At 55.0% G+C, this 11,129-nt stretch carries 10 protein-coding genes; 2 read left to right on the plus strand and 8 right to left on the minus strand.

Going from position 1 to position 11,129, the window contains the following annotated elements:
* Window position 1: 1 nt before the first annotated feature.
* The 6 genes from L4X63_RS03125 to L4X63_RS03150 all read right to left on the minus strand — a co-directional run bounded on the left by L4X63_RS03125 (window position 2) and on the right by L4X63_RS03150 (window position 5,825).
* Window positions 2–505, minus strand: coding sequence for a TIR domain-containing protein (locus L4X63_RS03125; protein WP_350339159.1), 504 nt, complete (start codon window positions 503–505; stop codon window positions 2–4).
* Window positions 480–2,522, minus strand: a complete 2,043-nt coding sequence (locus L4X63_RS03130) for a TIR domain-containing protein (protein ID WP_250677130.1) — start codon at window positions 2,520–2,522, stop codon at window positions 480–482. The genes L4X63_RS03125 and L4X63_RS03130 overlap by 26 nt, the downstream gene beginning before the upstream one ends.
* Window positions 2,523–2,712: 190 nt before the next feature.
* Window positions 2,713–3,819, minus strand: coding sequence for a helix-turn-helix domain-containing protein (locus L4X63_RS03135; protein WP_250677131.1), 1,107 nt, complete (start codon window positions 3,817–3,819; stop codon window positions 2,713–2,715).
* 185 nt (window positions 3,820–4,004) lie between these two features.
* Entirely contained in the window at window positions 4,005–5,144 is a 1,140-nt protein-coding gene (locus tag L4X63_RS03140; RefSeq protein ID WP_350339160.1) for an immunoglobulin domain-containing protein, read from the minus strand.
* Window positions 5,145–5,219: 75 nt separating this feature from the next.
* Window positions 5,220–5,498 (minus strand): hypothetical protein, encoded by a 279-nt coding sequence (locus tag L4X63_RS03145; protein ID WP_250677132.1) that lies wholly within the window; start codon window positions 5,496–5,498, stop codon window positions 5,220–5,222.
* A gap of 3 nt (window positions 5,499–5,501) precedes the next feature.
* Window positions 5,502–5,825, minus strand: coding sequence for a YbjQ family protein (locus L4X63_RS03150; RefSeq protein ID WP_250677133.1), 324 nt, complete (start codon window positions 5,823–5,825; stop codon window positions 5,502–5,504).
* 375 nt (window positions 5,826–6,200) lie between these two features.
* Between L4X63_RS03150 and L4X63_RS03155 the strand changes: the two genes are divergently transcribed.
* The gene (locus tag L4X63_RS03155; protein WP_250677134.1) at window positions 6,201–6,569 is read left to right on the plus strand and encodes a hypothetical protein; all 369 of its coding nucleotides are present in this window, start codon (window positions 6,201–6,203) and stop codon (window positions 6,567–6,569) included.
* Between the two features lie 593 nt (window positions 6,570–7,162).
* Window positions 7,163–7,441: a hypothetical protein gene (locus L4X63_RS03160; protein ID WP_250677135.1), complete on the plus strand. Its 279-nt coding sequence runs from the start codon at window positions 7,163–7,165 to the stop codon at window positions 7,439–7,441.
* A gap of 505 nt (window positions 7,442–7,946) precedes the next feature.
* Here L4X63_RS03160 and L4X63_RS03165 read toward each other — a convergent pair.
* Window positions 7,947–9,401, minus strand: coding sequence for an NADH-quinone oxidoreductase subunit N (locus L4X63_RS03165; RefSeq protein ID WP_250677136.1), 1,455 nt, complete (start codon window positions 9,399–9,401; stop codon window positions 7,947–7,949).
* 39 nt (window positions 9,402–9,440) lie between these two features.
* Complete coding sequence (locus L4X63_RS03170; RefSeq protein WP_250677137.1) at window positions 9,441–11,129, minus strand: NADH-quinone oxidoreductase subunit M; 1,689 nt, start codon at window positions 11,127–11,129, stop codon at window positions 9,441–9,443.

Below are 11,129 nucleotides of genomic sequence, written 5' to 3' on the forward strand. Positions count from 1 at the left end.
TTTAACAGTCGATGTAGGCACCAGCCTTCTTTTCGGTAAGGGAGCCGTCAGGGTTTTGAAATGTTGGAGGCGCTGCACCGTTGATAGCATCTATAATGGCCGTTGAATTCCAGCCAACTATTGATGTTGCTGAATCATCGAGGGCGTCAGGCAACTTAACTTTTTCTTTGAGCCCGTTCTCGTAGACACCAATTATCTTTTTTCCCCTTTTCAGTGCTTCTTCGATCTCCCAGTTGACCCATTTCCTTTTGTGGGTTTCCTTTCCAACAAGCACAATTACCGCACCGGCCCAAGATATTTTCATTCTCAGCAATCGTCTAATCACAGAATCCTTAATCAACCCTTTATTTAACTTCGCTTGATTTGCAGGTTTAGCGCGTATTGAGCTATTTCTGATTAAGCAACCATTTTTACCAAGGAGTTCAGTTAACTTGTCCACGTGGTTATCATCTTTATGATGATGGCTGATAAAGACATTGTTAATTTGGCCCATTAGCCCCTCCATTTGCTAAGTTGGTGAGACCTTGCATAATCAAATGAATGCATTCATCCACAAAAGGTGATTTCATTAACCTAAAGTACTCAGCTTCATCAATGCCTGCATTGTTACATAAAGATGAAACATCGATTCCTCGTAGTATAGATTTTATTTGCTGATAGTCGGCGTGATTATTATTTTCTGCTGCGATTATCTGGAGAAGTTCATATTCTGCATTGTGCTGAACATGCCAGGCTTCAGTCAGCGGCTCAGGATATGCCTCCCGTTGCAACACCTTACATACTTCACCAACCACGCCTCCAAAGGCTCCCAACAGGTATATTGGCTTTTTTTTCTCTAGAGCAATGAGGATCTCTTCCAGAACACCAGCCATCTTGCCGTTATACCCAGAGAGTTTCCCGCCTGCACAGACGCACGCGTGACAAGATTCTATTGACTTGATACGCATCTCAGTCAGGCAACGCGACCAGATGTATTTGTTTTGTGGCGTGTTTGGTTCCAGGGGAATGTTTTTGTCGATATTTCCTTCTACATCGTCAGGGACATCATGTTCCACAGTTTCCATCACCTGTCTATATTTTGAGCGCCATGCAATTACCAGTTCGTCCGTTTTGTAGAGCGGCCAAGCCAAGTGGTTCTCAACATGAATTTCATCTGTATTCAGGCGATTCTTTAGAACAATTGCCTCATCCAGAATGAATTCCGTAAACCCATCATTACGGAGATCGCCGCCGTAGATGATCGTAGCGGATCTGCCTAGGAGATGACGCGCGATATCCTGCGCAAGCCGAATTAGTTGCGTCGGATCAATATGGAGACATTTAAAACCGTCGGCTGCAACTTCCGAAATGTAAATTCCGACCCTCATTCCATATAAAGCGCTTCCTTCTGAGCTGCTCCAAAGAGGTGTGAAAGTTTCTACTTCAAGCTGACGATGCCATTCTGCCTCTTCGAAATATATCGGCGGCTCCGGGTAGCATAGGCTCTTTGTTTCGCCTGCTCGCTTCATGGCCAAGAGTTGACGAATTTCCGGAGGTCGTGAACTCAGTTCACAGTGAGGGTCAATCCAGCCATTGTTTTTATAGAACTGTAATGACGCCATCGCATGGCAATGCCGAATGGTCTCCAGAAGGGCGGCAGTGAGTATCTTCAGGATCGCTGATTCGCTGAGTGGTGACTTCGGTAATACGCGTACACATGGTACGTTTGAGCTGGCGGGGAAGATCCTATCTTCGTAGTCCTCCAGGCAGTTCACAACGATCATGGGTCGCTGCTGCTCTTTAGCGCATAGTATCTCGCGCTGGCACCAATAGCGAGAGGAGTACTCATCGCTACAAATTGCCACCATCGTTGATTCCTTTATATGGGTTATGATTTCCTCGTTAAACTTGAACCCTGGGGAAATTGTCGTGGCATCAAAGAAGTGCGACATGTTTGTATTTTCAATGAACGCTTTGATTGTTTCTGCATGTATTCGGCCGGTGTCACCAGATTTCGAGTGACTTAGAAACACCTTAACGGATGAGGTATTACCGGGATTGTCGCCCCCAATGGTAACAAACCCATGGCGGTATATTTCGTGCGCCATCGCAAGGACCGATTGTTGCGCCATTGATGTCGCGGGCCATTGGTAGACACGGATAAAGTTTAGGTCTTTAAGACTGCCGTCTGTACAATGTCCTAAGCCATCCGGGGATAATGCTATTGGGACTATGCGAGTGCCTGCTGAAAGCGGTATTGAGCCGATGTAATCGTCCCAGTTCTTTCTGCCACTTGTATTGACACTTGTGAACACAAATATCACATTTCGCTCGGCATAATCCCCAGGATGTTCATTCGGCGTTATAGTTGGAATGTCGGAGCTATAAAAAAACAGAGGGATATTAAGATTGCGAGAAAAGGGCTTACTAAGGTCCCTTGACAGCGCGTTTAACGCTAACGCAAGGATCGGTCTGACAAGTTCGTTGTCCGACGGGTGCCAGATGAAATTCACCGATATTGGTGGTTGGTGTAGAAGTGCCATGATGACCTCATGCAATTTGCACCCTCGCAGGACCTCAGATATTTTTCACTTTTCCAGCAGGCTCTGGGGGAGCTTGGGGGTCGCGCCTGTATTATTTACATTTTCACCGAGGGCGGGAACGGCCGAGGGGAAAGGCCTGAGAACCGCCCTGGCGTCACGCTGATGCATCACTCCTACCCACTATCCTCTGCTAGGACGCCGTCGTCTCAGGGTGTACCCACTCGTATCTCACCTTCAACTTGTTCAGCGAGGAACTCCAGGGAAGAAGTCCCTCTTTCTGCATACGGCCCACTACGATTCCCGCGGCGATACCTTGGTGGGCGGCATACGAGGAGACCGCTGCCTCGGTCTTCTCCAGCGTCTTCAGTTGCCGGGCATCTTGGGGGGGAATGAGCCAGTCCCGCGCGAATTGGTTTGCCTCTTCTTCGTGCTCGTTGGAAAGGCTACCTTCCATCTCAATGAATCGCAGCCGTTTTCCATGGCGAATGAGGTGGCCCGCCTCGTGAAAGAATGAGAACCAGAAGTGGTCGTTGGTTTTGTGGCGAAGGCTCAACATCAGCAGGGCCTTTTCCGGGGAAATCCAGAGGACCGCGCCGCTTGCTGGGCAGCCTTTCGGGGCAGGCTCTATAACCACAGCGACACCGCTTCTGGCACACGTCTCAATGAGTTTCGGGACAAAGACTTCCGGCGCGGGCTCACGGGTAAGGGTGCGCAAGGAGGCCAGCGCTTCTTTGAAGGTCCCGCGGTCATACGCCTCGGTCTTCATGGTCGCAGCGCTTCGTTCTCCTTGACGGAGCCAGGCCGCCACCGATCCGGCCAGGTTCTCAAATTTATCGGAGGTGCGGAATGCCGCACAGGGCTCGCCATACTCTTTCTCCCACAAGGCTACTGTGGCAACTCCGAAGAATCTGAGGCACTCGGCCACTTGTTCTCCCTTGTCCTGAAAGGCACGTACCCAGCCGAAACTTATCATCTCCTTCAACGGCAGCTGCTTCAGCCAGCCGGCTTCTGTCCGAAGAGCCTCTCTCTCGGCAATCCGAACGAGCCCCTCCCGGTACTGTGCCTCGCGCGTAAGCCAGAAGTGGGCGGTGCTGCCGATGACCCGCTCAAGCTTCAAGGCGGTGTCGTCAGTAATCGGCGCCTTACCGTTGATTATGAGGTTGATGTGCTTGGTGCTGTATCCTGTCCGCTTGGCTAGTTCGGTCTGTTTCCATCCGTGCTCTTCAAGCAGATCAAGTATTGTGTCCCCCGGAGGCGAAACCCAGTCGGGGTTGAATGTCGATATAGCTCTAGCCATAGTTATTCAGCTGCTCGTATAGGGTTTGCAAATCGGAGGAGTGGGACTCAATTCCCACCCAGGGCCTATATAATACAATTTACCAAAAAGGTATATGCATTTACCGGTCGATGACTAGGCGTGAAGGAACGGCCACGACTGAAAGTGCCTTCCGGGTCGTAGACCTCGGTGGTGGCGAATAGGGCTTACTGCTGATAGATCGTCACATAATAGTTGGCACCGCTCTCACTGATGGTGGCTACGGGGGTGAAACCACGTCCTGCTAGCGTGTAGCTGGGGGTCACTTGAATCGGCCGTGGCGTAGTATCGCCCTGGACTTTAGTGCCGACGAGGATGATGCCCTCGGTGGTATTCCCTCCAACGGCTGTGATGAAATATCCTTCAATGGACAAATCCATGGCAGCTGTAGCCACGGTATCTGATGTCGCGATTACAACTTTCGAGTCATACACCGAGGTGTCCCCCCGCTTACCGTAAGAAATATAGTAAGCCTGCCCACCTCCCAAAGAAACTGCGGTTATGACCCGCCCGGCCAAGCCTTCGTTCGTTGCCACGGCCTGCAGGTCCCCCGGAAGAACCGCGCCACGAGCTGAAGGAGTATATGCGTCAGGCAAGGCCGTTTTAACCGATTCCATAGCATAGCCGTTCTGCCCGGCAACAACACTCAACGAGGTTATCAGGACAGTCGCATCTGCCGAAAGGGTACTTATATCAGACGACAACTCGTCAAGACTTCCCGCCTGATACCGGGTGATTCGCCCGGGAGCCCCCACTGGCAAACCAAACGTGCTGTACATCCAACTTGCGTCATCCTTAGCGTCAATGATAAATGGCGTTCCAAACTCGTTTGAGTACCACGTTGCCAGTCTCGGCAGGATATTGGTAAAAACATCCCCAGTACATGGTACGGGAAAGGCGCCAATGTCCTTAAAGCGCAAATCCCAGGCAGCAGCCCGTCGTGGGCTGGCCATAACGGAAAGCATAGCCGGAGTGCTAATAACCGAACCGTAATTGTTGGATACCGATACGGTCAGATTGGTTTGATCATCCGAAGCCACGGCAGCTGGCAGGGTGATGGACGAGCTAGTGGGGTCGGTAGGAATCCTCATCCCGTTCCAATACCACTGATATGTCAACGGACCGGTTCCCGTAGCGCTGACGCTGAAGGTTGCCGTTTGCCCAGTCCTAACCGATAAGCTGCGGGGTTGTGATGCGATGCTCGGAGAGACGGGTTGAGTGGCAGCGCCACCCCCGTCTGAACCACAGGCGGCCAGCATGGCCGATAGCAGAAGGAGTAACCCAGCAGTTATCGAGATCCTTTTCATTTCATCTCTCCTTTAAAATGATAAAGCTACATGCACATGGATATCGAGGTGAAGGGTCTGGGGCGTTGTGGTACGTTATTTCTTCACGTAGCGCCGCTCGCCCGAGGCCGGGTCATACTGTACTTCCACGATTGCACCGGTTTCCGGGTCCTCGAACTTCTCCCCGGTTGGTTGCCAGTGGCGCTCCTGGCCGTGCAGTTCTCGCTGGTAGCGCCAGCGCTCGAAAAGGACGGCGATCACGATGATGCTTCCCCAGATGAGAAACGGGGGGTAGGCGCATTTCCCCAACAGGAACATCACCAAACCGGCGATGAGAACACCTGACCCGAATAGCAGCAGGGCGGTACGCAGCACGGATCAGCCCTGCTTTTCCAAGACGACGGCGGTGCCGTAGGCGACGATCTCGCTCATGGTCTGGCCGATCTCGGACGAGTCGAAACGTATCATGACGACGGCGTTGGCGCCCATCAGGGTGGCGTTCTTTACCATGCGGTCGATGGCGTGGCGGCGGGTCTCTTCCAGGAGCTGGGTGTACTCGGTGATCTCACCACCGAAGATGGATCGCAGACCGGCCAGGATGTTTCCTGCCAAGCCACGGCTCCGCACGACTACGCCATAGACCTGCCCCTTTACTTCCAATACGCGGTACCCGGTGACGTTCTCGGTCGTTGTTACGATCACTATTTACTCCTTGGGAATAGCTTTAGGACCGCTGTCTACTCACAAAAAACGTGCCGGAATGAGTGCCACATAATAATGGCAGCAATTCATGTAGTTAGATGCTTCAGACCGGCCTGCAATAAGGAATATTTGAAATACTTTACTGTTCGTTTTTTTACAGTGAATTGGCAAGCTACTGAGTTTCCGTTAATTTTTATTTTCTGTAAAAAAATTCACAGTGAGTATTTTTACAGGCCCAGATAGCGTGCAGTGGTGGGGGGGCTCGGTAGAGGTGAAGGATGGCATCGCGGTTGCCTTGCATTAGTTTTTTATAATGTTATGCTTGCCGACAACTGCCGTAGGTGGCGAGAAACGAACGACTGACGGAGGTCGCCCATGATAAGGGGAAAGTACGATTTATCTGGGAAAGATTCCGTCTTCCTCAGCAACATTCTGCGGTACCTCGCAGGTCTGGAAATCCTTGCTCTTTACCGCAACTCGCCCCCGGGCTTTCCTACGCTCGACGAGCTCCGGGCGGCTGTTGCCAAGTTCAAGGTTTGCTACGAGGCTGCCGTCAACTTCGACCGGCTCCTGATCAAGAAGCGCAAGGATGCTCGGAAAGAGGTCACTGAGATGTTCAAGAAGGTCGCCCACTACATCCAGTCGGTGGCCAACGAGGAGAACATCCTGGAGGTCCTGGAAACGGGATTCAGTGTGAGAAGTGTTCCCAAGAGGAAAACGGCTATGGTTCAAGCTGCAGAGTAGGTTCGTTATTGTTGCCTGATCACCCACCAGTGAGCATCGGGCTCACACCCCCTCAAGGCGGCGGAGAAACACAGTAGCATGTGGCCGCCACTATCGCCATTTGCGGCAGCGTATATGGTGGGTTGTTTTGCCCCGAGAGCGGCAGTCGGCTCCCGGGGCACTCTTTACGCATGTCGACATGCCCAAATCACAACTTGCCTCGCATTATCCCCCCCAATATCCCCCCTGATCGCCGAAGCCACCCGTCCCTCTTTACCGGTAGGTCACGTCATCCGTGGAAAGAGCTACGCTCCTCGCGAATGTAGCTGCATTGGTCTCGATGACAGCTGCATTCGCCACGGTGGTACCTGCATTCGCCACGGTGGTACCTGCATTCGCCACGGTGGTAGCTGCGTTCGCACTGGTGGTAGCTGCGTTCGCACTGGTGGTAGCTGCGTTCGCACTGGTGGTAGCTGCATTCGCTACGGTGGTAGCTGCATTCGTCACGGCAGTAGCTGCGTTCGCCACGGCGGTAGCTGCGTTCGCACTGGTGGTAGCAGCATTCGCCCCTAGTGGTAGCAGCATTCGCCCCGGTGGTAGCTGCATTCGCCCCGGTGGTAGCTGCATTCGCCCCGGTGGTAGCAGCATTCGCCCCGGTGGTAGCTGTATTCGCCCCGGTGGTAGCTGCATTCGCACCGGTGGTAGCTGCATTCGCACCGGTGGTAGCTGAGTTTGAATCTGCGATCGTCGCGATTGAACCGTTGGTGGCTGCGGTTACACCGGTGGTAAAAGCATTCGTGCCAGTAGTAGCTGCATTCGGCTCGTTGATAGCTACATTCGAACCAATAAAAGCTAGGTTCCTCCAGATAATATCTGCATCACACGCGCGATGAAGCCTGCCTTCTACCCGATGTTAGTTGCAATCAGGTAAATGATGGCAACATCCCACCTGGTGGTTGCTGTATTCGCCTCATCGATAGCTGCTTTCGACCCGATGGTAGCTTCGGCCGACTCACGATGATAGCTACGTTCACCCCGGTGTTAGATGTGTTCGACCAGAAGTTGGCTGCATTTCGTTCGACGATAGCTGCATTCCGTTCGATGACAGCTCCATTCCGTTCGACGACAGCTGCAATCCCTCCGACGATAGCTGCAATCCCTCCGATGACAGCTCCATTACGTCCGATGATGGCTCCATGCAGCTCGAATATGGTTATGTCATTTTCCATCGTAGCTACATTGGTTTCGTTCGTAGCAGACACGGGCCGAAGGCCCGGGGCGTGGTCGTAGGGTTGAGTATGAGAGGAAGGGGGCGGATAGAAGGGAAGAGGAAGGTTGCAAACAAAAGAGCCCACCGACGGAGGCCGGTGGGCTCTTTTAACTTCTATGGTGCCGTGCTTAGAACTGGACGGCTTTCTGAGCGAGCTCGAGGACGGTGCCGGGGACAACGCCGAGCACCAGGGTGCTGACGAGGGCGATCACCAGGCAGAGGGCCACGGCGGGGGTCACGCCTGCCCACTCGTAGTCTTCCTGCGGCTCTTTGAAGTACATGTACACCATCACGCGGAGGTAGTAGTACACGGAGGCCGCGGAGTTCAGCACGCCGATGATGGCGAGCCCGATGTAACCGCTCTTGATGGCGGCGGAGAAGAGGTAGAACTTCCCGATGAAGCCGGCCGTCGGCGGAATGCCGGCGAGGCTGAAGAGGAAGACGCTCAGGAGCACGGCCAGCAGCGGACGCTTGAAGCCAAGCCCGGCCAGATCCTGTACGTTGCCGTTCTTCTCGCCTTTCTTGCCGATCAGCACCACCACTGCGAAGGCGCCGATGTTCATGAAGGTGTAGGAGAGCATGTAGAAGAGGATACCGGCGGCGCCTTCGGCGTTGCAGGCGGTGAAGCCCACCAGCGCGTACCCGGCGTGGGCGATGGAGGAGTAGGCCAGCATCCTTTTGACGTTGTCCTGGGAGAGGGCGATCACGTTACCGACGGTCATGGTCAGTACGGCCAGCACCCAGAGGAGCTCGGTCCAGTTCCCTTTCAGCATCGGGAAGGCGAAGATCATGGTCCTCAGGAAGGCGGCGAAGGCGGCGGCCTTCGGCCCGGCGGACATGAAGGCGGTCACCGGGGTCGGTGCTCCCTGGTAGACGTCCGGGGTCCACATGTGGAACGGTGCGGCGGCAACCTTGAAGCTGAAGCCGACGGCGATCAGCAGCATGCCGATGACGAAGAACGGGTTGCTGGCCACGGCCTGGTTCTGGATCGCGTAGTTGGCGATGGCAGCCAGTTTGGTGCTCCCGGTGGCGCCGTAGGTCAGGCACATACCGTAGAGCAGGAAGCCGGTCGAGAAGGCGCCCAGGAGGAAGTACTTGAGGCCCGCCTCGTTGGACTTGACGCTGTCGCGGTTGTAGCCGGCCAGCACGTACAGGCAGATGGAGAGAAGCTCGAGCCCCAGGAAGATGACCATCATGTCGGTCCCGGAAGCCATGAACATCATGCCGACGGTGGCGAAGAGCATCAGGGGATAGAACTCGCCGGAGTTGCACCCTTCCTGGCTCATGTACCGGTCGGAGATCAGGATCGCCAGACCCGCCGCGAAGAGCAGAACCACCTTGAAGAAGATCGCGAAGTTGTCTTCCATGACGGCGCCGCCGAAACCTATCTGCGGAGCGCCCCAACCGCTCACGGTGCTGGCAGCGGTGATGGCGAGGCCGATGATGCTCAGGTACGCGAGGTACCCCTTGTTTTCGCTCGGAACGAAGACGTTGACGAGCAGCAGCACCATGGCGACTACCGAGAGGATGACCTCAGGCATGATCGCTGCTAGGTTAATGGCTGGGATTGCAATTGTTTCCATCTATAATCCTCCGTCAGCTGTTTCTAAGCGGTCTGTATCCTATTTGTTTTCGGGGGCAGCGGCCGGAGCTTCGATCGGCGGTGCACCGGGGATGCCGGCATGCGGGTTGGCAGCGGTCGGCACGGCCGGGGCAGCCTGGGCGGCCGGAGCGGCTTCGCCAGCCGGGGCCGGCATGGTGATCGGCGGAGCACCCGGGATGCCGGCGTGCGGGTTGATCATGCCGGCCGGCACGTTCATGGCCACCGCCTGCTTCTTCTTGGCCTGGGCGATCATGTTGTCGATGGAAGGAGCCATGGTGTCGAGGAAGGGACGCGGGTAGACACCCATCACGAAGATCAGGACCACCAGCGGAATCATGATGGCGATTTCGCGGGCGTTGAGGTCTTTCAGGTTCTGGTTCTTCGGATTGCTCAGCTCGCCGAACATGACCCGCTGGAACATCCAGAGCATGTACACGGCGGAGAGGATCACGCCGGAGGTAGCGATGATGGCCCAGGGACGCATGGAGCTTTCGAAGGCACCCAGGAGAACCAGGAACTCGCCGACGAACCCGTTGGTGCCCGGGAGGCCGATGGAGGAGAAGGTCACGATCATGAAGATGGTGGCGAAGATCGGCATCTGCTTGGCGAGGCCGCCGAAGTCGGAGATCATACGAGTGTGACGCCGCTCGTAAATGAACCCGACGATAAGGAACAGTGCGCCGGTGGAAACGCCGTGGTTGAGCATCTGCAGCATGCCGCCTGCGACGCCCTGCTGGTTAAGGGCGAAGATACCCATCATGACGAAGCCCAAGTGGGCCACCGAGGAGTAGGCAACCAGTTTCTTGACGTCCTGCTGAACCATGGCGACCAGCGAGGCGTAGACGATGCCGATCACGGAGAGGGTAGCGATGAGCGGCATGAACTTGGCCTGGGCATCCGGGAAGAGCGGGATGGCGAAGCGGACGTAGCCGTAGGTACCCATCTTCAGGAGGACGGCGGCCAGGATCACGGAACCGGCGGTCGGTGCCTCGGTGTGGGCATCCGGCAACCAGGTGTGCAGCGGGAACATCGGGACCTTGATGGCGAAGGCCAGGGCGAAGGCCAGGAACATCCAGGTCTGGGTGACCGGGTCGAGGTTCAGTTCGTAGAAGCGCAGGATGCTGAAGTCGCCTGCCCCTGCCTTGAAGTAGAGGGCGATCAAAGCGACCAGCATGAGGAGCGAGCCGACCATCGTGTAGATGAAGAACTTGACTGCCGCGTAGATCCTGTTCTTGCCGCCCCAGATACCGATGATGAAGTACATCGGGATCAGCATGACTTCCCAGTAGATGTAGAAGAGGAAGAGGTCGAGGGCCACGAAGGAGCCGATCATGCCGACTTCGAGAAGCAGCAGGCAGATCATGTACTCTTTCACCTTCTCTTCAACCGCGGTCCAGGTGGAAAGGATGGCGATCGGCATGATGAAGGTGGTCAGAATGATGAGCCAGAGGCTGATGCCGTCCATCCCGAGATGGTAGCTCATCTGGAAGGGGCCAGCCGCGATCCAGGGCACGTTCTCGACGAACTGGAAGCCGCCCGTCGGATTGAACCCGGTGATGAGCGGGATCGAAGCGACGAACGTTACCGCCGAGACCGCCAGGGCCAGGCCACGGATTGCGCCGTGGGAGTTCTTGGGCATGAAGAGGAGAAGGATCGCCCCGATCAGCGGTAAGAAGGTTAGTATGCTCAGTAACGGTAGCTGGCTCAT

This window comes from Geomonas sp. Red32 (assembly GCF_023652955.1).
Taxonomy (GTDB): Bacteria; Desulfobacterota; Desulfuromonadia; order Geobacterales; family Geobacteraceae; genus Geomonas.